The sequence below is a fragment of the Lentzea alba genome, assembly GCF_047445655.1.
Classification (GTDB): Bacteria; Actinomycetota; Actinomycetes; order Mycobacteriales; family Pseudonocardiaceae; genus Lentzea; species Lentzea alba_A.
The window spans coordinates 130,605-153,430 of record NZ_JAJAEG010000023.1 but is presented as its reverse complement, the minus strand read 5'-3'; the positions used below and the strand labels follow the sequence as shown (position 1 = coordinate 153,430).

Here is a 22,826-nt window from a genome sequence, read left to right as displayed (position 1 = left end):
AAGGTGGGTGGTGAGACCCCTCGTCCCAGGCAGGGGTCTGTCTGGCGCCTCCCACTCGACGGGGTCTCTCACATGCCGCTGCACGGCCTGCTCGATGGTGTCCTGCCCGACAAAGCCCTCCGCACGTTGATCGACTCCGCCGGCGTCCCCGAGCTGGAGCTGGACGGTCCGCTGGCCGCCCGCCCGCTCGTCACCGCCGCCCTGTCCACCGTCAGGCCGGTGCTCGCCGTCACGGCCACCGGACGAGAAGCCGAAGAGCTGACCAACGTCCTCAAGGACCTGATCGGACAGGACAAGGTCGCGTTCTTCCCCAGCTGGGAGACGTTGCCGCACGAACGGCTGTCGCCTCGCGCGGACACCGTCGGCGCGCGACTTCAGGTCCTCCGCCGGCTGAAGCACCCCGAGGGCAACCCGATCCGGGTCCTGGTCACGACCGTCCGCAGCCTCATCCAGCCGATGGCGCCGGACCTGGGCGAGCTCACGCCCGTGCACCTCAAGGTGAACGAAGAGCAGGACTTCGCGCAGCTGATCATCAGGCTCGCCGAGAACGCCTACACCCGCGTCGACATGGTCGAGAAGCGCGGTGAGTACGCCACGCGCGGTGGCATTCTCGACATCTTCCCGCCGACCGCGGAGCACCCGTTCCGCGTCGAGTTCTGGGGCGACGAGGTCAGCGAGATCCGGCCGTTCTCGGTGCAGGACCAGCGGTCGCTGCCGGACGAGATCACCGAGTTCGTCGCGCCGCCGTGTCGTGAGCTGTTGCTGACGGACGACGTGCGGCACCGCGCGGCCGAGCTCGCGGAGGAGCACCAGTCGGACGCGCACCTCGTCGAGATGCTGGAGAAGATCTCCAACGGCATCGCGGTCGAGGGCATGGAGGCGCTGATCCCGGCGCTGTGTCCGGGCGAGCTCCAGCTGCTCACCGAAGTGGTCCCCGCACAAACGCACGTGCTGCTCAACGACCCGGAGAAGATCCGGGCCCGCGCCGCCGACCTGGTCCGGACCGGTCAGGAGTTCCTCGAAGCCTCCTGGATGGCCGCGGCAGCCGGTGGCAAGGCGCCGATCGACCTCGGGCGCAGCGCGTACCAGAGCATCAGCGAGATCGCCGACCACGCGAAGGCGAACGACCGTCCGTGGTGGACGCTCAGCCAGCTCACCTCCGACGCGTCGGACGTCGTGCACCTCGACGTCAAGCCGGTCGAGGCCTACCAGGGCGATGTCGAGCGCGCGTTCGCGGACCTCAAGGCGCACACCGCGACGGGTGGCGCGGCCGTGCTGGTCGTGCCTGGTGCCGGTACCGCGCAGCGCGCCGTCGAACGGCTCAAGGAAGCCGACGTCGCCGCGGTCTGCGTCGAATCCCTTGACGTGGCACCGAAATCGAGCACGGTCACGGTCGTGCGCGGTGCGCTCGAAGACGGGTTCGTGCTGCCGGACCTCGCGCTGGTGGTGCTCACCGAGACGGACCTGACCGGTGGTCGCGGCGGGACGTCCACAAAGGACATGCGCAAGATGCCGTCCAAGCGGCGCAACGCGGTCGACCCGCTCGCGCTCAAGGCCGGCGACTTCGTGGTGCACGAGCAGCACGGCATCGGCAAGTACGTGGAGATGGTCCAGCGCACGGTCGCCGGTGCCACCCGCGAGTACCTGGTGCTGGAGTACGCGAGCTCCAAGCGCGGCCAGCCCGGCGACCGGCTGTTCGTGCCGACCGACCAGCTCGACGAGGTCAGCAGGTACGTCGGTGGCGAGCTGCCGACGTTGAACAAGCTCGGCGGCAGCGACTGGAAGAACACGAAGTCCAAGGCGCGCAAGGCGGTCAAGCAGATCGCTGCCGAGCTGGTGCAGCTGTACGCGGCGCGACAAAGTGCACCGGGCCACGCGTTCGCCGCAGATACGCCGTGGCAGCGCGAACTGGAGGACGCGTTCGCGTTCACCGAGACGCAGGACCAGATGGCCGCGATCGACGAGGTCAAGGCCGACATGGAACGGTCGGTGCCGATGGACCGCGTGATCTGCGGTGACGTCGGCTACGGCAAGACGGAGATCGCGGTCCGCGCGGCGTTCAAGGCCGTGCAGGACGGCAAGCAGGTCGCGGTGCTGGTGCCGACGACGCTGCTGGCCCAGCAGCACCTGAACACGTTCTCCGAGCGCATGCGGCAGTTCCCGGTGAACGTCAAGGGACTCAGCCGGTTCACCGACCCCGCCGAGTCGGAGCAGGTGATCCACGGCCTCGCGGACGGCGAGGTCGACATCGTGATCGGCACGCACCGGCTGTTGCAGAAGACCGTGCGGTACAAGGACCTGGGCCTCGTGATCGTCGACGAGGAGCAGCGGTTCGGTGTGGAGCACAAGGAGCACATCAAGGCTCTCCGGACCCACGTCGACGTGCTGACGATGTCCGCGACGCCGATCCCGCGCACGCTGGAGATGTCGCTCGCCGGCATCCGCGAGATGTCGACGATCCTGACGCCGCCGGAGGAACGGCACCCGATCCTCACCTACGTCGGCGCGTACGACGACAAGCAGGTCGGTGCCGCGATCCGGCGTGAGCTGATGCGCGACGGCCAGGTGTTCTACGTGCACAACAGGGTCTCGACGATCGAGAAGGCCGCTAAGCGCATCCGCGAGCTGGTGCCGGAGGCCCGCGTGGTCACCGGGCACGGCCAGATGAACGAGGACAAGCTCGAACACCTCATCCAGGGCTTCTGGGAACGCGAGTACGACGTGCTCGTCTGCACCACGATCGTCGAGACCGGCCTGGACATCTCCAACGCCAACACGTTGATCGTCGAGCGCGGCGACCTGCTCGGCCTCGCCCAGCTGCACCAGCTGCGCGGCCGGGTCGGCCGTGGTCGCGAACGCGGTTACGCGTACTTCCTGTACCCGCAGGAGTCGCCGCTGACCGAGCACGCGCACGACCGGCTCGCCACGATCGCGCAGAACACCGAGCTGGGCGCGGGCATGGCGGTCGCGATGAAGGACCTGGAGATCCGCGGCGCCGGCAACATCCTGGGCGCCGAGCAGTCCGGTCACATCGCGGGCGTCGGCTTCGACCTGTACGTGCGGCTGGTCGGCGAGGCCGTCGAGGCGTTCCGCAAGCACGCGGGCGCCGACGGGGGCGAGATCGAGGAGGAGCTCGCCGAGGTCCGCGTGGACCTGCCGGTCGACGCGCACATCCCGCACGAGTACGTCCCGGGCGAGCGGCTCCGGCTGGAGGCCTACCGCAAGATCGCGGCCGCCTCGGACGAACCAGCGCTGCAGGCCGTGTGGGACGAGCTCAAGGACCGCTACGGCACGCCGCCGGAGCCGGTCGAACGCCTGCTCGGCGTCGCCAGGCTGCGGCACACCTGCCGTCGGCACGGGGTCACCGAGGTGATCGCGATGGGTCAGAACGTGCGGTTCGCGAAGCTGGAGCTGCTCGACTCGCAGCTGGTCAGGATGCGGCGCCTGTTCCCGAAGGCCGTCTACAAGCAGGCCATGGGCACGGTGACGGTGCCTAGGCCGACAGAAGGAGCGGCAGGCGGCCGGATGGGTGCACCGCAGCTGCGCGACCAGGAGCTGCTGGACTGGTGCGGTGCGTTCCTCGACTCACTGGCGGGGACTCCCGTGACCCCGGTCACCACGGCGTGAGAGGGTAGATCCTCGTGAGCACTGTTCTGAAGCGTTTCTCGCTGGTCGGTGTGGCTGTGGCGCTCCTCGCCACCGGATGCGGCACCGGTCCCGCGAAGGCCGGTTCGGCCGCGATCGTCGGTGGCGAGGCGATCAAACTGCAGACCGTCCAGGACCGCACCGTGACGGTGCTCAAGAAGGAGCCCGCCGCCCAGCAGTGGCACGAGCAGGGCAAGCTCGACCAGGTGTCGCGCCTGGTGCTGACCGACGAGATCACGCACAAGATCGTCGAGCACGCGGCCAAGCGCGAGAACATCACGGTCGACGAGAACAAGGTCTACGACTCGATCCGCGAGGCCGGTGGCGCCGAGGCCGCCTCGAAGCAGAGCGAGCAGGACCCCTCCACGATCCACCGCTTCACCCGCGACATCCTGACGATGGGTGAGCTGGCGCGCCGCAACCTCTCGACGCTGCAGATCACCGTCGACTTCCTCTTCGTGAAGGACCTCAAGGAGGCCAAGGAGAAGGCGCAGCAGGTCGCCGCCGACTCCTCGAAGATGAAGGAGTTCATCGAGTCTGCTCCGCGCAACACCAGCGGTGCGGCGCAGTCGGGCTCGAACCAGAAGGTGCGCGTCACGGAGAACCCGACGCTCGCGACCACGCCGCTGTGGGCCGCGAAGCCCGGCACGGTGATCGCGTTCCAGCTCGACGAGCAGGCCGCCACGTCGATGGTCGCGCTCGTCAAGGAGCGCAACACGGTTCCGGCGGTGCCGGGTGAGGACGACCTCGCCGAGCGCGTCGACCCGAAGCTGCTCGCCGACTTCGGCAAGCGCATCGCCCAGTACCTCGCGGCGGACCTGGCGATCGAGCTCAACCCCCGCTACGGCGTGTGGGACCCGATCCTGCCGTCCGTGAAGCCCAGCGTGGGCGAGTTGTCCGGCTTCATGGCCGCCGCGGCCACGAAGAACAAGTCTTGATCACCGTCGTCGTCCTCAGCGAGCGGCTCGACGCCGTGCTCCCTGCTGCCGCCCTGCCCGCGTTGCGCGCCGCCAAGGCCGTGTACGCGGGCGAGGGCGTGCCGCTGGAGTTCTGGTCGTCGCTCGGTGTCGACGGGCCCGCGCCCGCGGTCGTCGAGGACGGCGCGGTGGTGATCACGACCTCGGCGGACGCGTACCCGGATGCCCAGGTGATCACGACGCTGGAACCGATGGGCGCCGCACTGCTCGACGCGGCCGCGGTCATGCACCGGCTCCGGTCTCCGGGTGGCTGCCCGTGGGACGCGGAGCAGGACCACCAGTCGTTGCGTCAGTACCTGGTCGAGGAGACTTTCGAGCTCCTGGAAGCGATCGAGGACGGCGACCGCGCGGCGATGCGCGAGGAGCTGGGCGATGTCCTGCTCCAGGTGCTGTTCCACGCGCGCGTCGCGGCCGAGGATTCGGGCGATCCATTCGACATCGATGCTGTTGCGTCTGAATTGGTGGCCAAGCTCGTCGGCCGCCACCCGCACGTGTTCGAGGGGCACGACCCGGCGGTGCACGACGCGACCTCGCAGCAGCACCGGTGGGAAGAGCTCAAGCAGGTGGAGAAGCGGCGTGAGTCCAGTGTGGACGGTGTCGCGCTGGGGCAGCCGGCGGTCGCGCTGGCCGCGAAGTTGGTGCAGCGCACCAAACGAGCGGGCTTCCCCGTCGATCTGCTGCCGGAAGGTGACGACACGGGCACGACGTTGTTCGCCGTGACGGCGTTGTCGAAGCTCGCCGGCGAGGACCCGGAGACAGAGCTTCGCCAGGTGTGCCGCCGTTTCGCCGCGAACGTCCGGGAAGCGGAAGCCAAGGCCAGGGCCGAAGGTGTGGAATCTTTGACCGCAGAGGACTGGCGGCGTTTTTTGCCCTCCTGAAACGGTGAACGTGGGCTAACGTCGATCTCGTGACTTACCTCCGGTATCCGCACTTGCGCGGTGACTTGGTGACGTTCGTGGCCGAGGACGACGTGTGGCTCGCACCCGTCGACGGAGGAAGGGCCTGGCGCGCGTCCGCCGATCAGGTACCGGCCCGGTCACCGCGGTTCTCCCCGGACGGCACGCATCTCGCGTGGGCCAGCATGATCGACGGTGCGCCGGAAGTGCGGGTGGCGCCTGTGGACGGTGGCCCCGCGCGCCGATTGACGTACTGGGGTGTCGGCCGCACGGCGGTGTCCGGGTGGACGCCGGACGGGCGAGTGCTCGCCGTGTCGACCACCGGCACGATGAGCCGCAACCGCAAGCAGGCGCACGCTGTTCCGCTGGACGGCGGGCCGTCCGAGGTCCTGCCGTTCGGGTGGGTCAACGACGTCTCGTTCGGGCCGGACAAGCAGGTCGTCACGTCGTCGAGCTACATGCAGGAACCCGCGAACTGGAAGCGTTATCGCGGTGGCACGGCGGGCAAGCTGTGGGTGGACCTCGCCGGGGACGGTGAGTTCGTCCGCATCCTCGACGACCTGAAGTCTTCGTTGGTGAACCCGATGTGGGTCGACGGACGGATCGCGTTCCTGTCCGACCACGAGGGTGTAGGCAGCGTGTACTCGGTGCTGCCCGACGGAACGGATCTGCGCCGGCACACGGACGGGGAGTTCTACGCCCGCAACGCCTCCACCGACGGCTCGCGGGTGATCTTCCACCAGGCCGGCGAGTTGTGGCTGCTGGACGGCCTGTCGGACCTGCGCAAGCTCGACATCAAGCTCGGCGGGCCGCGCACCGGCCTGCAACCGCGGCACATCAAGGCTTCCGGCAACATCGAGTCGTTCAGCGTCGATCACACCGGCCGTGCGTCAGCGGTCGAGGTCCGCGGTTCCGTGCACTGGGTGACGCACCGCGATGGCCCTGTGCGGGTGCTGGCGGATCGTTCTGACGTTCGCGCGCGGCTGCCGAAGGTGCTCGGCGAGACGGATCACGTGGTGTGGGTGACCGATGTCGAGGGCGAGGAAGCCCTGGAGATCGCGCCGGTCGGTGGTGTGGAGCCGGGCAACACCGCGCGTCGGGTCGCTTCGGGTCTTTTGGGTCGGGTCATGTCGTTGGCCGCCGCGCCTGATGGAGCGCGCGTCGCCGTTGCCACGCATGACGGTCGTTTGTTGTTGGTGGACATCGCTTCTGGCGAGGTCCGGGTCGTGGTTTCCGGGGCCAACGCGAACGTCAGCCATCTCGCGTTCTCGCCGGACTCCGCCTGGCTGGCGTGGTCGCACCCCGGGCCGACTCCGTTGCGGCACATCAAGATGGTGAACACCTCTGATCTGTCCGTTGTGGACGTGACGCCGCTGCGGTTCGCCGACTTCGCGCCGACGTTCACCGAGGACGGCAAGTACCTGGCGTTCCTGTCGATCCGCACGTTCGACCCGGTGTACGACGCGCACGTGTTCGACCTGTCGTTCCCTACCGGCTGCCGCCCGCACCTGGTGCCGCTGGCCGCCACGACGCCGTCGCCGTTCGACCCCATGCACGGCGGGCGCCCGGTCGGTGACGAGGACAAGGACTCCGACGACGAGGACGACAAGGCCTCGGTCACGAAGGTCGACGTCGAGGGTCTCGCGGATCGTGTCGTTCCGGTGCCCGTCGCCGCGGCCGAGTACGTGGGTCTGCGCGCGGCTCGCGGCGGGTTGCTGTGGTTGCGCCGGCCGTTGCTCGGGGTGCTGGGCGACAACCTGGCCTCGCCCGATGCCCGTCCGCCGCGCACGGTGCTGGAGCGGTTCGACTTCGCGAAGCAGAAGACCGAGTGCCTGGCGGACAGCGCGGAAGCGTTTGCGGTGTCCGGTGACGGCAAGCGGATGGTCGTCGAGGACCGCGGTGACCTGCGGGTCGTGCCGACCGACAGCAAGGCCGACGAGGACTCGTCCGATTATGTGGAGATCGACCTCGCTCGGGTGCGGGTGGTGGTCGATCCTGCTCTGGAGTGGGCGCAGATGTACGCCGAGAACGGGCGGCTGATGCGCGACCACTTCTGGCGCACCGACATGGGTGGCGTCGACTGGCAGGGCGAGCTGGACCGGTACCGGCCGCTGGTGGCCGAGGTGGGCAGCCACGACGATCTCGTTGATCTGTTGTGGGAGGTGCAGGGCGAGCTCGGCACGTCACACGCTTACGTGTGGGGTTCGGCGCCGCACGTGCCCGCCTCTCGTCGTCAGGGGCTGTTGGGCGCGGACCTCGTGCGCTCTGGGTCCGACTGGGTTGTCGAGCGGGTGATTCCTGGTGAGACGTCTGACCCGCACGCTCGTTCGCCGCTGGCTGCTCCTGGGGTGGCTGTGCGGGCCGGGGACGCTGTGGTGGCCGTTGACGGGCGGCCGGTCGGGCTGGCTGGGCCTGGGGCGTTGCTGGTGGGTACCGCGGGCAAGCCTGTGGAGCTGACCGTGCGACCCGGTGGTGGTGGAGAGCTGCGTCGGGTCGTTGTGGTGCCTCTGGCTGATGAGGAGCCTCTGCGCTATCACGCGTGGGTCGCTGATCGTCGTGCGTACACACACCAGTTGTCCGGTGGCCGTGTGGGGTATCTGCACGTGCCGGACATGATGGGTGCTGGGTGGGCTCAGCTGCACCGTGATCTGCGGGTGGAGCTGGCGCGTGAGGCTCTCGTGTTGGACGTGCGTGAGAACGGTGGCGGTCACACCTCGCAGCTCGTGATCGAGAAGCTCGGGCGGAAGGTCATCGGGTGGTCGGTGGCTCGTGGGTACACCGCGTCCGAGTCGTACCCGCAGGACGCGCCACGTGGGCCGGTGGTGGCGGTGGCCGACGAGTTCGCCGGGTCTGATGGCGACATCGTCAACGTGGCCATCAAGGAACTGGGGATCGGGCCTGTCGTTGGGGTCCGAACGTGGGGCGGCGTCATCGGTATCGACATGCTCTACTCGCTCGTCGACGGCACCATGGTCACCCAACCGAGGTACGCGTCTTGGTTCAAGGGGCACGGATGGGGCGTGGAGAACTACGGGGTTGACCCGGACATCGAGGTGGTCATGACGCCTGCCGACCGCGTTTCCGGGCGCGACCCGCAGTTGGAGAAGGCCGTTTCGTTGGCTCTGGAAAGCCTTTCATCTTCGCCTGCTGCTCACGCTCCGGAGTTGCCGCCGCTGGGCTGAACACCCCATCGTGTGACTAAAGAACTGTGACGGACTGTTCCATGTGGACGATCAACCAGATGGAACAGTTGTCACCGTTCGGGGGTGTGTCCGGATGAGTCATCGTGAAGAGCCGCGCAGCGGTCGCGGGTGCTTCGGAGCCGTGGTCGTCGTGCCGTTCCTGGCACTGGGCGGCATGTTCGCGTTGATCGCGCTTACCGGGTCGCCTGATGAGGCGCCGTTGGCAGCTCCGCCGCCGTCCTCGCGGCCTACGTCTCAGTGGTGGACTGAGCCGTTTGAGACCGGGTCGTTGGCCACCGTTACCGAGACTGTTGTTGTGGAGGGGGCGGCTCGGGAGGTTCGGGCTGCTCGGTTGGCCACGCAGACTCGGGTTGCTGTGTCCACCGTGACTGAGACTGTGCGCAGCACCGGGACCAAGCCGGCTGCTACTGGGCGGAACGAGCCTCCGGCTCCTGTTGAGGAAGAGCCCACTGAGCCGGTTCCGCCGTCCTCTTCGGACACTTCAGCGCCGGTTGTCACCTCGACTTCGTCGGTTGTGCCTGCGCCTCCTGTTTTGGAGCCGCCTGTTACGTCTGCTCCTTCGGAGCCCACGGATCCTGTTACCGAGACTCCTCCTTCTACGCCTCGGTCTGAGGAGCCGGTTCCTACTACGCCTTCTCCTGCGCCGCCTTGTGAGCGGGGGGAACCGACTCCGTCGGAGCCTGCCGAGCCGGCTGCGCCGGGAGAGTCCCAGGGAGAGGTTTTGGTTGAGGTTGGTGTTGCTTCCCCTGCTGAGGTTTTGTCCACGTCCTCCGCGCCTTCGGCAGGGGCCTGAGAGAGGGGGTTGGGGTCTTTTTCCGCCAGGCCCCAACTTCCTTCAGGGCTTTCAGATCGCACAGATTGTTGTGCAGTGCGGGGTTGGGTGTTGCCCGCCGGTCGCCCCGACTGACCGGCCTTGTCCCTGGGTCACCTGGCCTGCGGGGTAGCGGATTTGGTCCGCTGCCCCGTTTCTGCATGGGCGGGCCGATTGCGTAGGTCGTCCCTCTGGTGCGTTGGCGGGTGGCGGTTGAGAGTCCGTAGGTGGGTCGCGTTGCGTGCGGGTGGTCGCCTTGCGAGACGCGACCATGCGGGTGGTCACCTTGCGAGACGCGCCTTGCGAGACGCGCCTTGCGAGACGCGCCTTGCGAGACGCGCCTTGCGACACGCGGCCGGGCGGGTGGGCGCATTGCGGGCGGCGGGTCCTGTTCAAAAATCGGGGCTCCGCCCCGGACCCTGCCAATCTGATCAAAGACCGGCCAGCGCCACACGCGGGTTGATGGCACGCCTGTTGCTCAGGGCGGCTTGCGGTTTCGTAGTTTGGTTGCGGTGGTGGGGTGGTCCCGTCACGAGCCGCGCCAGGAGCGAGCGCGGCAAGAGCTGTGGCACGACTCGTGACGGGACCACCCCACCCGGCCCGTAAGGGAAGAGCGGCTCGCCTTCGGCATCGCACAAGAGCATCGGGCTCACCCGGCACGTAAGGGCGGGAGCGGAGGGGCGGTGGCGGCAGGGCGGTGGCGGCAGGGCGGCTCGCCTTCGACTTCGCGTTCCCTACTGGGCGATGCTTGCCCTTGCGTAGGCGTCAGCCCCGCTGAACACGTTTTGGCCGTACTCCACGGAGTTGTTGTATGCCAGGACTGCTGCCCACCAGCCCTGGCCCGTTCCCAGGTCTCGGGCGCCGCCTCCGCACAGGTAACGGGCGGCTGTCAGGGCTGCGTCGTCGATGTTCTGCGGGTCTGCTGGGAGGCCGTCGCCTGCTGCTCGCTTCGCCCAGCGGTTCCAGGTTCCTGGGATGAACTGCATCGGGCCCACCGCGCGGTCCCATGTGGTGTCGCCGTCCAGGCGGCCGCCGTCGGTGTCGCGGATTGCTCGGACGCCTGGGCGGCCGTCCAGAGGGATGCCGACGATGGGGCGGGACGGGATGCCGTTGTCTTGCAGGCGGGTGTTGTTGATCGTGCCGTGGCGTGACTCGACTCGGCCGATGCCTGCCAGGGTTGCCCACGAGATTCGGCAGGCGGGGGCTTCTCGTTGCATGGTCAGGTCGGCGGCTGCGTAGGCGTGCAGGGCGCGCAGTGGGATGTCCGTTTTTGACGCTACGCGGGTGGCCCACTCGTTCAACGGGTTGGCGCCTGCCACTCCGGCTGTGTTGGGGGCTGCGGCGTTGGGGGCGGCTGCGCCTGGTTCTACTTCCTGGATGGGGACCAGGAACGGGGGTGGGCCCTGGGGGGAGGCGTCTCGGCGGTTCAGGGCGCCCAGGCCCCAGGCGGCTGCTGCCACCACGACTATCAGCAGCAGCACCAGGACGATGCGGCCGAAGATGTTGCCGAAGTTGGGGCGGGGCTTTCTGGGCGGCGGCGGGACCACGGACCCAGGCTACGTGCTGTTGGGGGTGGGCGTCGGGCGCGAACGTGATGGAACCGGCACTGATAGCGGCTGGACAGGGAGGTGAGGCTTACCTGCATTCAGGTCGATCTGATTTCTGGAGGTGTCCGGATGTTGTTCACCAAATGGGTTCATCGGGTGGGTTTGGGTAGGTGTTGGGGATGCGCAGGGCGGCCAAGACGATTACTACCGAGTTGCGTGGGAAATGAATGAAGTGCTTTAAATCGGACACGTCCCTGGTGACGCGCCGGATTTGCATGCAACGTCGAGATCTGGGACCGCACGTCGGGACTCGCGCAGGCAGTTCGTGCCCGTGCAGCAGGCTTTGTCCACAAAGGATGAAGCGACGGAGTACATCGAACACACGAGCTCGGGTCACTTCGCGGTGCCGCCGGGCGTGCAGCCCGGCGGCTACTGGGGCGAAACCCTCTTCCGCGACTAGGGAGCGGTCAGCAGCTGGACGTTGTGGTACGCCATCTGCGGCACGATGTCCGGGAAGAAGATCCGTGCCGAGCACTTGCGCCCGTCCCGCCCGGAGGGCACGCCGTAGCAGGCGCGGAGGTCCTCGTCGGCGATCGAGATCGCGGACAGGGTGCCACGTGCGGTCAGCCTCTGGTCGACCGCGCTGAAGACCGGACCACCGCTGTCACCGTTGCCGCCACCGGCACCTCCGCCGTGGTGGAACGCCATCACGGTGTCGTGGACCAGGCCGAAGCCGGTGATGTTGATGGTCAGGCCGGTCTGCTCGGCGCGGATCTCGCACACGGTGCCGGAGTAGGCGCCGGAGGTGCAGAGCCACTCACCGGGGTACGTGCGTGCCCCGGCGACCACTGGCAGGCCGTACTGGTGCCGGGGACCCCCGCTCATCTCGGCCTGGATGGAGTCACCGATCCAGACGTTGGGCGTCGTCTGGGTCGGGATGGTCTCGGTGTCCAACCCGACCGAGCGGCTGTCGACGTAGCCGACCAGGCGGGCGCTACCTGCGGTGAACATGGTGCCGAGGTCACCGCAGTGCGCGGCGGTCAGCAGCTTGGTGGCGCCGGAGTCGTTGTGCCGCACGCCGAAGCCGCTGCTGCACGCGCCCTGGTACTCGCGGCCGACCCAGTTCTCGATGTGCGCGCCGCCCTTGAACGGCGGCTCGTCGAGGGCACGCGAGCGGGCCGGTGCGATGTCCGCGGCCTGCACGTCGAGCGGGAACGCGCTCTGGATGGCGGAACGGGCCGTCATCCCACCGGACTGCTGGACCAGGATGCCGCTGCCGTCGTACTTGGCCGCGACGCCCGCGATCGAGGCGTTGTCCTTGGCGAGGCGTGTGGCCTCGGCCTTGAGCTCGGCCTGCGAGTACTTCGCCTGGTGCACCTTGATGTTGACGCCCTGGGCCCTGGCGGTGAGAGCGGCGGCGTTGACCTTGGCCGGCGCCTTGCCCTTCCAGTACACGTTCAGCGTGTTACTGCCGGCGTCGACGTACACGCCGGCGAACCCGTTGCCGCTGCCGACCTTCTCGGCGATCTTGTGGAGCTTGTCCTGGGTCGCCATCAGGGCGTTGACCTCAGGCGTGAACGGGCTCTTCGGCTCGTCCGCCAGTGCCGGCGCGGTCGAGGCCAGCAGTGCTGCGGTGGCGATGATCGCTGCCAGCGCGGAAAGTCTCGTCGTCTTCACGGTGTTCCCCCAGGTGTGAACCACCGCTTGAGTCCGATGTGGACTCAAGCGGTGGTCGAGCTGATGATCAGGAAGTCGTCTTGATGGAGACGTTGTGGAACTCCATCTGCGGGAAGATGTCCGGGAAGTAGATCGTGCGCGAGCACGTGCGGCCGTTGCCGGCGGGAACGCCGTAACACGGACGGACCTCGGCGCCGGTCTGGATCGCCGTCAGGGTGCCGCGGGCGGTCAGCCTCTGGTCGACCGCGCTGACGACCGGGCCGCCGCTGTCGCCGTTGCCGCCGGCCGCGCCGCCGCCGGTGTGGACCGCGCGCACGACGTCGCGGACGGTGCCGAAGCCGATCAGCGAGATCGACATGCCGACCTGCTCCGCGCGGATCTCGCAGACGGTGCCGGAGAACGCGCCGGACGTGCACAGCCACTCACCGGGGAACGTGCGGGCGGCGGCGACCACGGGCAGGCCGTACTGGACGGCGGTGCCGCCGTTCAGCTCGGGCTGGATCGACTCGCCGATCCAGGTCTGCGCCACGGTGGTGCCGGACGGGTTGCTGAGGAGTTCGGTGTCCCAGGCCACGGACCTGCCCTCGACCGTGCCGAGGGTGTTGCCGTTGCTGGAGGAGAACGTGCTGCCGGCCGCGCCGCAGTGCGCGGCGGTCAGGATCTTCTCGGCGCCGGTGGACGTGGTCACCGCGAAGCCGGAGGTGCAGGAGCCACCGCCCGAGTTCTGGATGTAGCCGCCGCCCTTCCACGGAGCGTTGTCCGCGTAGCGCGACTGGGCCGGCTCGACGTCGGCGACCCTGACGTCGACCGGGACGGAGCTCTGGATGCCGGTGCCGGCCCGCAGCGAGATGCTGCTGGTGCCCTGCGTGACCTCCAGACCGCTGCCGTCGTACTTGGCCGCGACGCCGGTGATCGACTGGTTCGCCCCGGCGAGGCGCGCTGCCTCGGCCTTGAGCTCGGCTTGCGAGTACTTCGCCAGTTGCACCTTGACGTTGAGGCCCTTGGCCTTGGCCGCGATGGCCTCGGTGCGCACCTTCGCGGGCGCGGTGCCCTTCCAGTACACGTTCAGGGTCCTGGTGCCCGCGTCGAGGTAGACGCCGCTGAAGCCGCTGCCTCTCTCGACCTTCTCGGCGATCTTGTGCAGCTGCTGCTGGGTCGCCATCAGCTTCTGCATGTCGGGCGTGATCGAGACGTTGCCCTGGGCGGAAGCCGGCGTGATCGACGCCGCGAGCGCGGCGGCCGTCACCGCCGCCAGCGCGGAAAGTTTGACCATCTTCACTTGCTGAACCCCTCTGTTCGCGGCCGTGACGGCACACCAGAAGGGCAGCGCTGTACGCGCGACAGGATGCAGATCCCCCCAGATCCAGTGCGGCCGTCAGACGCTGTTCGCGTCCCCCCACGGTGGCCTTGGGAAGTAACTTAGCCGGTTACGCACCGCAACACATGCGTCCAAGCGGAGTAACGTTCGACACCCGTCCTCAGTGGACGGTCAGCCGCCCTCGACGGCCAGGCGGGCACGCACCTCGCCGAGCGCTTCCTGGTACTCGGGGGAGGGGTTCATCGCGACGGCCATCCGCAGTTGCGCGATCGCCTCGGTGAGCCGGTTCTGCCGTTGCAGGGTCTTGCCGAGCGCGAACCGCGCGTAGTGGTCGCTGGGGTCGAGGTCGAGCACCTTGCGGAACGCCTCTTCAGCCCTGTTGAGCTGCGCGGACCCGAGGTAGGCCCGGCCGGCCAGCAGCTGCACGGACGGTGCCTCGCCCGCTTCGGCCAGCACCTGCTTCAGCTCGCGCAGCGCGTCGAGAGGCCTGCGCTGCGCCAGCAACGCCTCGGCCTTCCGGAACGCGTCGAAGGTGCTGTCCGTCATTCGATCAACGTTACCTACCGCTCGCCGGTTCCTCGACTGCCGTCCGGGCGACAGAACTCGATGGGGTGGCGGTCCCCAGCCAGCACGCCAGGAACCCGAGCCCGAGTCCGATCACCACACCGGTCGTCGGCACCTGTCCCAGCAACGGCCACGCGATCAGCGCCGTCACCGACGGGACCACAGAGGACAGCGTGGTCATCGCCGCCGCACCGCCGTTGCGCACACCGACCAGGAACAGCGACGCCCCGCCCATCGAGTTCACCAGCACCAGGAACACCATCGTCAACCAGAACTGCCGCCAGTCGGTCACCCCGGCGTTCTCCGTCAGCGCCAGCAGCCCGACCACCGGCACCGACACGGCGTGCTGCACCGCGTTGCCGGAGCGGAAGTCCGTGTCCCGGCAGAACCTCTGCTGGTAGACGCCACCCGCGACGAACCCGAGCATGCCCAGCACCGTGAACACCGCGCCGGACCCGAACGAGCCCAGCCGGTCCCACAGCGCCGCCAGCACCGCGGCCACACCCAGTGCGAGGCCCGCGAGCTGTTTCAGTCCAATTCGGACACGGAACACCCGAGCGGCCACCACGGCCGTCAGCACCGGCGTGCACGAGATGATCAACGCCGTCACCGACGCGGGTACGCCCAGCCGCAGTCCCAGGTACACACCGGAGAACTGGCAGGCCTGCACGAGCAGGCCCGCCACGCACGTGTGCACGAGCGGCCATCCACGCGGCCAGCGCGCGCTGGTGACGAGAGCGACCAGCGCCATCAACGTCGCCGCCAGCGCGAAGCGGATCGTGGTCATCAGGAACGGCGGCGCCACGGCGACGGCGAGCGCGCCCACCGGATAACCGGAAGCCCAGACCAGCACTGTTCCCGCCGCGAAACCCGGTTTGATCCGCACGTTCGTCAGGACTACCAGGCGTTGCGGATCTAGGCGAGGCTTCGTTCCATCCGGCGCACGGCCTCGGTGATCACTTCCGGTGAGGTCGCGAGGTTCATCCGCACGAACCCCGCGCCGCCCGTGCCGAACGGAATCCCCGAGTTGACCGCGACCCTGCCCCGCTGCAGGAACGTCTTGGCCGGGTCGTCGCCGAGCCCGAGCTCACGGCAGTCCAGCCAGGCCAGGTACGTGCCCTGCGCCGGCGTGTAGCGGACGGTCGGGAGGTGCGTGGCAAGCAGATCAGCCAGGAGCTTGCGGTTCTCGTCAAGCCCGGTGAGCAGCGCGTCGAGCCAGTCGCCGCCGTCCCTGAGCGCCGCTGTGTGGGCGAGGATGCCGACGTGGCTCGGCCCGTGGCTGACCTCTTCCGGTAGCCGCATCAGATCGTCGGCGGCCTTCGGTCCGGCGATGGCGAGGGCGGCCTTGAGGCCGGCGAGGTTCCACGCCTTCGACGACGACATCAGCGACAGCCCGTCGTCCGCGATGCTGAGGTAGGGCACAAAGGTCGCGCCCGCCGCCATGATCGGCGCGTGGATTTCGTCTGCCACAACGCGAATCCGGTGTTTTCTGGCGAGTTGTGCGACTTCTTCGAGCTCTGTGGCGGTGTGGACGGTGCCGGTCGGGTTGTGCGGGTTGCACAACAGGTACGCCGCGCCCTCGCCTGCCCGCGCGAACGCCTGGTCGAGTGCCGCGAAGTCGATTCGGTGGTCCGGGCTGAGCGGCGCCTCGACGACGGGCCGTCCCAGGGACTCGATGAACTGGTAGAAGGGCGGGTACACCGGGCAGTTGACGACCACGGGCGCGTCGCGGTGCGAGATCAGCCGGAACATCTCGACCACGCCCAGCATCACGTCCGGCACGATCGCCGTGCGCTCCACGGCCAGGTCCCAGTCCCAGCGCTTCTTCGCGAACTCTTTGAGCGCCTCGGCGTAGGCGGTGCCGGAGGGATACCCGGTGTCGCCGCGCTCCGCCGCGTCGGTGATCGCTCGCTTCACCGGTTCGGCGAGGAGGACGTCCATCTCGGCCACCCACACGGGCAGCACGTCCTCGGGGTAGTACCGCCACTTCATGCTCGTGCGGCGCCGTAGTTGGTCCAGGGTCAGCTGACGTAACGGGTTCGCAGGGCTCATGGAGCAAAAGCTAGGGGAACCCGCCGGCAAGTTGTTTGCGTTCTTTGCTCATGGACGCTGTGGACCGCAAAATTCTTGCCGAGCTCCAGCGGGACGGCCGGGTCACCGTCACCGACCTCGCCGAACGCGTGCAGCTGAGCATCTCGCGCTGCCAACGCCGGTTGCGCGAGCTCGAACGCGCCGGGGTGATCCGCGGCTACCGCGCCGTGGTGGACGCGGCCGCGATCGGGTTCGGTTTCGAGGCGCTGGTCTTCGCGAAGCTGCGGCTGGAGTCGATGGACGACTTCGACCGGGCGCTGGTCGAGGTGCCGAACGTGGTGGAGGCGCAACGGCTGTTCGGCAGCCCGGACTACCTGCTGCGCGTGGTCACCGCGGATCTCGCCTCCTACCAGCGGTTGTACGAGGAGACGCTGGCTCGGTTGCCCGGCGTGCGGGGGCTGACCTCGACGATCGTGATGAAGCAGGTGATCGAGCCGAGGCCGTTGCCGGCTCATCTGTGAGACGCGGGAAGCAGGGAATGCGTGCGGACGTTGTGATGTTGCATGAGCCTGCGCTTCTCACTGATGGGTCCGGTACGAGCCTGGCGAGACGACGAGGAGATCGACCTGGGTCCGCGCCAGCAGCGGGCGGTGCTGGCGGCGTTGCTGTTGAACAACGGCGTGCGCCTGAGCAACGACCAGATCATCGGCATGGTCTGGGACGACCCGACGCCGAGCGCGGTGATGGCGCTGCGGACGTACATGTACAAGATCCGCAAGGCTCTCCCCGAGCTGAACCTGAAGTCGAAGGACAGCGGGTACACGGTGCGGGCCGAGATCATCGACGACTGCCGCGGCGAGCCTCTCGAAGGGCTGAACAGCACCTACTTCGAGGCGCAGCGCGTGCGGCTCGCCCAGCACCGGCTCAAGGCCCGCGAGGACTGGCTCGAACGTGAGTTGGACGTCCTGGAGCTGCAGAAACACGTCGCGCTCTTCCCGTTGAGGGAGCGCCCACGCGCCCTCCTGATGCACGCGCTCTTCCGTGAGGGCAGGCAGGCCGAGGCGTTGGACCAGTACCACCAGGCGCGCGCACTCCTGAACGAGGAGCTCGGCGTCGAACCGGGCCCCGACCTGCGCAAGGTCCACGCCCAGATCCTCAAGGGCGACCTGCACGTGCCGCGCAGGCCCGAGCAGCTGCCGCCCGACCTCCCCGACTTCACCGGCCGCACGCAGGAGGTCGCGCAGGCCCTTCGCGCGCTCCCGAACACGGTCGGCATCACCGGCATGAACGGCAGCGGCAAGACCTCGTTGGCCACGCGCATCGCGCACCTCGTCAGGCACAGCTATCCGGACGGCCAGATCTTCGTGCGGGGCAAGGACGTCGCGAACGAACTGCTGCGCGCGGTCGGCGTGGAGAACCCGGTCGGCGACAAAGCCGCGCTGTGGCGGGAGAAGGCGCGCGGCAAGCGGTTCCTGATCGTTGTCGACGACGTGCAGGAGCCGGCTCAGCTCGCGCACCTGCACTCGCCCGGCTCGGCCATGATCCTCACGAGCGTGCGCAGGTGGAACGAGCTGCCGGGCGTCACCTGGCTGAAGCTCTCCGGGCTGACGCAGGCAGAGGCCCACCAGTTCTTCCGCAAGGTCCTCGACCCGGCCAGGGCCGACGCCGAACCGGAGGCCGCGGAGGAGGTGCTGTCGCGCATGTCGTACCTGCCGAACCCGATCCGCGTGCTCGGCGGCAAGCTGACCTCCCGGCCGCACTGGACCGTCGCGATGCTGCTGGCCCAGATGGAACGGGAGACGCGCCTGGGCAGCGCCGTGCCGTCCGACTGCCGGTCCGTGCTGGCGCCGATGGTCAGGGCGGAGGAGCAGCTCACCGACGAGGAGCGGCACCTGCTGATGTGCTTCGCGCGCAGGGAGTCCGACGTGATCGACGTGTGCGAGGCGGCGGAGATGTCCGGTGTCGAGGCCGGGGCGATCGAGTACGTGCTGGAGTCGTTGGCCGACGTGCACCTGATCGAACCGGTGGTGCTCGGCCGCTACCGGCTGCCGCGGTTCGTGCGGGTGTACTTCGGCTGGCGTGCACCCGTTCTGACCAGCTGATTCATTCGGAATTTATGGCCTGACGATGTGGCGCGGCCAAGTTCGTAGACATGTCAACCAAGGAACTTGAAGGCAAGAAGGCACTCGTCACCGGCGCCACCTCGGGCATCGGCCGCGCGATCGCGGTCAAGCTCGCGGAGGCGGGTGCCACCGTCTACCTCACGGGGCGCAGGGCCGAGCTCGGCAAGGAGACCGTCTCGCTGATCGAGGCCGCCGGCGGCGTCGGTCACTTCATCGTCAACGACGTCGCGGACGTCGAGGACGTCCGCAAGCTGGCGGCCGAGGTCGGCGAGGTCGACGTGCTCGTCAACAACGCGGGCATCTTCCCGTTCTCGCCGACCCCCGAGCAGTCGCTCGACGGCTACCAGCAGGTGTTCGACGTGAACGTCCGCGGCACCTACTTCCTCACGGCCGCGCTCGCGCCGGCGATGGTCGCCCGCGGCAGCGGCTCGATCGTCAACGTCTCCTCGATCGCCGCGGTCATCGGCACCCCGGTCGGGTCCGTCTACAACGCCTCGAAGGCCGCGATGGACGCGCTGACCCGCTCGTGGGCCACCGAGTTCGGCCCCGCCGGCGTCCGAGTCAACTCCGTCGCGCCCGGCCCGATCCGCACCGACCAGGCAGTGCAGGAAGCCGGTGAGCTGTTCCAGACGATCACCGAGCTCACCGCGCTGAAGCGCGTCGGCGAGCCCGAGGAGATCGCGGAGGCCGTGCTGTTCCTGGCCTCCGACCGGTCGAGCTACTTCACCGGCTCCGTGCTGACCGCCGACGGCGGTTACGTGGCGAGCTGAAACAGCAAGTCGATGACGGGCGAGGGTGACTCGACGTGCACGTTGTGGCCCGCTCCGGCGAACACCACCGGCTCGGGCACCAGCTCCTTCAGGTGTTCCTGAGGGCTCATCGGGTCGTTCTCGCCCGCCGCCAGCACCATGTTCGCCCTGGACGCCAGGAACAGGCTCTTCATGTCCGGTCGTCCCACCCCGAAGGCCCTCATGTCCAGTGACGGCGTCCAGCTGCCGTCCACTTCGGACACTCCGTGCTCCAGTCGCACACCCGCCATCTTGGAGGCCCGTTCGGCGGCCTCTTCTTTGGTCGCGAACACCTTGCCCGGTTTCGCGGCGAGTGCGGCGGCCTTCTCCAACTCCTCGTCGGTCCACCGGACCTTGATCCCGACACCGACGCAGTTCTTGACGTTCACGCCGAACCAGCCGCTCGCCAGCGCGAACGCGACCACGCCGCCCAGCGAGTGGCCGATGATCGAGACCGGCTCGCGCGGGATGACGTCGGCGACCGCTGACGCCAACGAGCCGAACGAGTAGCGCTCGATCGGCTGGCTTCGACCGTGACCAGGCAGATCCGGCACGAGCCAGCTGCCGTGCCAGCCGTCGACGACGTCCTTCCACACCTCGCCGGTCGCGCCCAGACCGTGCAGGGCCACCAGCAGCGGTCCGTCTCCACCACGTTCGACATGAAGCACGTCAGAATCCCGTTCTATGCGGACCGATGCCGAGCTGATCGTCGACCCGGACACGTATACCTCGGGTGTACCGCACGACGCATTCACCCGGCTGCGCGAAAAGAACGTCGTGCGCATCGCCGACTTCTGGGGAGTCTTCCGCTACGAGGACGTCCGGACCGTTCTGCGTTCGCCCGCTGTCTTCTCGTCTCATCGGGGCGCCACCCAGATCCGCGACCCCGCACCGGCCGACCTGGCCTACGTCCAACGCATGATGCTCAACCAGGACCCGCCTGAGCACTCCCGGCTCCGGCGCATGCTGACCAGGGCTTTCACTCCGCGCGCGGTGGCTCGGCTCGAAGAGGGCATCCGCTCGAACGCACGCGCGATCGTCGCTGGTCTGTCCGGCGACTTCGCTCACGACGTCGCTGACCTGCCACTGCTGACGTTGGCCGACGTCTTCGGGGTGCCGCGCCAGGATCGTGCGCTGCTCTACGACTGGAGCAATCGCGTGATCGGCTTCCAGGACTCGGAGTACGCGCTGTCGTCCAGCTCCACGGCCGGCATGACCGACATGGCTTTGGAGGCGTTGGAGCTTCGTCCTTCTGATGGGCGCGACCCGCGCGCACGGGATGGCATGCCTGACCTCTACGCCTATGCGCACGCGTTGGGTCAGCACAAGCGAGCGCACCCCTCAGACGATGTGTTGAGCAACCTCATGACCGAGGACATCTCTCTTGAGGAGTTCGAGAACCTCTTCTGGCTGTTTTCGGTGGCGGGCAACGAAACCCTGCGCAACGGCATCCCCGGCGGCATGATCGCGCTGCTCGAACACCCCGACCAGTACGAGCGGTTGCGGGCTGATCGCTCGCTGCTGCCCTCGGCCGTCGAGGAGATGCTGCGGTGGTGGACGCCGGTCATGCACTTCCGGCGCACGGCCGTGGTGGACACCGAGCTGAGCGGGGTTCCGATCATGGCGGGGGACAAGGTCGTCGTCTGGTTCTCGTCCGCCAACCGGGATGAGAGAGCTTTCACAGAACCGAGCAAGTTCGACGTCGGGCGGCGGGAGGCCGACCACCTGAGCTTCGGGCACGGTCCGCACTTCTGTCTCGGTGCGCAGCTGGCCAGGACCCAGATGCGGGCGATTTTCGAGGCGGTCCTGGACCTTTCTGGCACGATTCAGTTGGATGGCGACGTCGACAGGCTGCGGTCCAACTTCCAGAACGGTGTCAAGCACCTGCCTGTCAGAGTGCCCAAGTAGGCTCGTCGCGAGACGAGACGCAGGAGAAACAGGGAGCGCAAGTGGCGGTCATCGAGCAGGTCGGAGCACGCGAGATCCTGGACTCGCGCGGCAACCCCACCGTCGAGGTCGAGGTGGCGCTGGACGACGGCACGCTGGAGCGTGCGGCCGTTCCGTCTGGCGCGTCGACCGGTGAGCACGAGGCGGTGGAGCTGCGGGACGGCGACGCCAAGCGGTACCTGGGCAAGGGCGTCGAGCGCGCGGTCACCGCGGTGCTCGACGAGATCGGGCCGGAGCTGGTCGGCATCGAGGCCGTCGAGCAGCGCGTCGTCGACCAGAAGCTCGTCGACCTGGACGGCACGCCGGACAAGGGCCGTCTCGGTGCCAACGCGATCCTCGGCGTGAGCCTCGCGGTCGCGAAGGCGGCGGCGACGAGCTCCGGTCTGGAGCTGTTCCGCTACGTCGGCGGGCCGAACGCGCACGTGCTGCCGGTGCCGATGCTGAACATCCTCAACGGTGGCTCGCACGCCGACACCGAGGTGGACATCCAGGAGTTCATGATCGCGCCGATCGGCGCGGAGACGTTCCGCGAGGGCCTGCGCTGGGGCACCGAGGTCTACCACGCGCTGAAGTCCGTGCTGAAGAGCAAGGGTCTCGCGACGGGCCTGGGTGACGAGGGCGGTTTCGCCCCCAGTCTCGCCAGCAACCGCGACGCGCTCGACCTGATCCTCGAGGCCATCGAGAAGGCCGGGTACCGGCCGGGCCGCGACGTCGCGCTCGCGCTCGACGTGGCCGCCACGGAGTTCTTCTCCGACGGCGCCTACACGTTCGAGAAGAACAAGCGCTCCGCCGAGCAGATGATCGGTTACTACTCCGAGCTGGTCCGCGACTACCCGATGGTCTCCATCGAGGACCCGCTGTCCGAGGACGACTGGGACGGCTGGGTGCAGATGACCGCCGAGCTGGGCGAGAAGGTCCAGATCGTCGGCGACGACCTGTTCGTCACGAACCCGGAGCGCCTGGAGGAGGGCATCTCCCGCCGCGCCGCCAACGCGCTGCTGGTGAAGGTCAACCAGATCGGCACCCTCAGCGAGACCCTCGACGCGGTCTCGCTGGCCACCTCCTACGGCTACAAGTCCATGATGTCGCACCGCAGTGGTGAGACCGAGGACACGACCATCGCCGACCTCGCCGTCGCGACCGGTGCCGGCCAGATCAAGACCGGTGCCCCGGCGCGTGGTGAGCGCACCGCGAAGTACAACCAGCTGCTGCGCATCGAGGAGTCGCTCGGTGACGCGGCGCGCTACGCCGGTGAGCTCGCGTTCCCGCGCTACACGCCGGAGAGCTGAGAAGCTGAGG

The 22,826-nt window shown here is 68.3% G+C and carries 17 protein-coding genes; 10 read left to right on the top strand and 7 right to left on the bottom strand.

Features of this window, described 5'->3' with window-relative positions; genetic code table 11:
- Positions 1–72: 72 nt before the first annotated feature.
- From mfd to LFM09_RS33535, 4 genes are read left to right on the top strand one after another with little or no spacing between them, the layout of a single operon-like run.
- A complete protein-coding gene (mfd, locus tag LFM09_RS33550) occupies positions 73–3,627 on the top strand; it encodes a transcription-repair coupling factor (protein ID WP_414100595.1) in 3,555 nt (1,184 codons plus the stop codon).
- 14 nt (positions 3,628–3,641) lie between these two features.
- Complete coding sequence (locus tag LFM09_RS33545; protein WP_414100594.1) at positions 3,642–4,583, top strand: hypothetical protein; 942 nt, start codon at positions 3,642–3,644, stop codon at positions 4,581–4,583.
- A complete protein-coding gene (locus LFM09_RS33540) occupies positions 4,580–5,500 on the top strand; it encodes a MazG family protein (protein WP_414100593.1) in 921 nt (306 codons plus the stop codon). Before LFM09_RS33545 ends, LFM09_RS33540 begins: the two co-directional genes overlap by 4 nt.
- Positions 5,501–5,529: 29 nt before the next feature.
- Entirely contained in the window at positions 5,530–8,700 is a 3,171-nt protein-coding gene (locus LFM09_RS33535) for a S41 family peptidase (RefSeq protein ID WP_414100592.1), read from the top strand.
- A 1,566-nt stretch (positions 8,701–10,266) separates the two neighbouring features.
- Here LFM09_RS33535 and LFM09_RS33530 read toward each other — a convergent pair.
- A complete protein-coding gene (locus LFM09_RS33530) occupies positions 10,267–11,079 on the bottom strand; it encodes a lytic murein transglycosylase (RefSeq protein WP_414100591.1) in 813 nt (270 codons plus the stop codon).
- Between the two features lie 325 nt (positions 11,080–11,404).
- On the opposite strand from LFM09_RS33530, the gene LFM09_RS33525 reads away from it, so the two are divergent.
- Positions 11,405–11,539 carry a hypothetical protein gene (locus LFM09_RS33525; protein WP_414100590.1) on the top strand — a complete coding sequence of 45 codons (135 nt, stop codon included), beginning with the start codon at positions 11,405–11,407 and terminating at the stop codon, positions 11,537–11,539.
- On the opposite strand, the gene LFM09_RS33520 is transcribed toward LFM09_RS33525, so the two are convergent.
- The 5 genes from LFM09_RS33520 to LFM09_RS33500 form a co-directional block, all read right to left on the bottom strand.
- A complete protein-coding gene (locus LFM09_RS33520; RefSeq protein ID WP_414100589.1) occupies positions 11,536–12,756 on the bottom strand; it encodes a hypothetical protein in 1,221 nt (406 codons plus the stop codon). The genes LFM09_RS33525 and LFM09_RS33520 overlap by 4 nt on opposite strands.
- 67 nt (positions 12,757–12,823) lie before the next feature.
- On the bottom strand, positions 12,824–14,035 hold the full coding sequence (locus tag LFM09_RS33515; protein ID WP_414100588.1) for a hypothetical protein: 1,212 nt from the start codon (positions 14,033–14,035) through the stop codon (positions 12,824–12,826).
- A 210-nt stretch (positions 14,036–14,245) separates the two neighbouring features.
- On the bottom strand, positions 14,246–14,620 hold the full coding sequence (locus LFM09_RS33510; protein ID WP_414100587.1) for a tetratricopeptide repeat protein: 375 nt from the start codon (positions 14,618–14,620) through the stop codon (positions 14,246–14,248).
- A 10-nt stretch (positions 14,621–14,630) separates the two neighbouring features.
- Entirely contained in the window at positions 14,631–15,524 is an 894-nt protein-coding gene (locus LFM09_RS33505; RefSeq protein ID WP_414100586.1) for a DMT family transporter, read from the bottom strand.
- 29 nt (positions 15,525–15,553) lie between these two features.
- Positions 15,554–16,690, bottom strand: coding sequence for a MalY/PatB family protein (locus LFM09_RS33500; protein ID WP_414100585.1), 1,137 nt, complete (start codon positions 16,688–16,690; stop codon positions 15,554–15,556).
- A gap of 50 nt (positions 16,691–16,740) precedes the next feature.
- On the opposite strand from LFM09_RS33500, the gene LFM09_RS33495 reads away from it, so the two are divergent.
- The 3 genes from LFM09_RS33495 to LFM09_RS33485 are packed head-to-tail and all read left to right on the top strand — an operon-like array spanning position 16,741 to position 19,562.
- Entirely contained in the window at positions 16,741–17,190 is a 450-nt protein-coding gene (locus LFM09_RS33495; protein ID WP_414100584.1) for an Lrp/AsnC family transcriptional regulator, read from the top strand.
- Between the two features lie 42 nt (positions 17,191–17,232).
- Positions 17,233–18,771, top strand: a complete 1,539-nt coding sequence (locus LFM09_RS33490; RefSeq protein ID WP_414100583.1) for a BTAD domain-containing putative transcriptional regulator — start codon at positions 17,233–17,235, stop codon at positions 18,769–18,771.
- A 50-nt stretch (positions 18,772–18,821) separates the two neighbouring features.
- Positions 18,822–19,562: an SDR family NAD(P)-dependent oxidoreductase gene (locus tag LFM09_RS33485; RefSeq protein ID WP_414100582.1), complete on the top strand. Its 741-nt coding sequence runs from the start codon at positions 18,822–18,824 to the stop codon at positions 19,560–19,562.
- Here LFM09_RS33485 and LFM09_RS33480 read toward each other — a convergent pair.
- Positions 19,547–20,248: an alpha/beta fold hydrolase gene (locus LFM09_RS33480; RefSeq protein ID WP_414100581.1), complete on the bottom strand. Its 702-nt coding sequence runs from the start codon at positions 20,246–20,248 to the stop codon at positions 19,547–19,549. The genes LFM09_RS33485 and LFM09_RS33480 overlap by 16 nt on opposite strands.
- A gap of 16 nt (positions 20,249–20,264) precedes the next feature.
- Here LFM09_RS33480 and LFM09_RS33475 point away from each other — a divergent pair, with 16 nt between their 5' ends.
- Complete coding sequence (locus LFM09_RS33475; protein WP_414100580.1) at positions 20,265–21,488, top strand: cytochrome P450; 1,224 nt, start codon at positions 20,265–20,267, stop codon at positions 21,486–21,488.
- A gap of 41 nt (positions 21,489–21,529) precedes the next feature.
- Complete coding sequence (eno, locus tag LFM09_RS33470; RefSeq protein ID WP_112270630.1) at positions 21,530–22,816, top strand: phosphopyruvate hydratase; 1,287 nt, start codon at positions 21,530–21,532, stop codon at positions 22,814–22,816.
- The last annotated feature ends 10 nt before the right edge of the window (positions 22,817–22,826 follow it).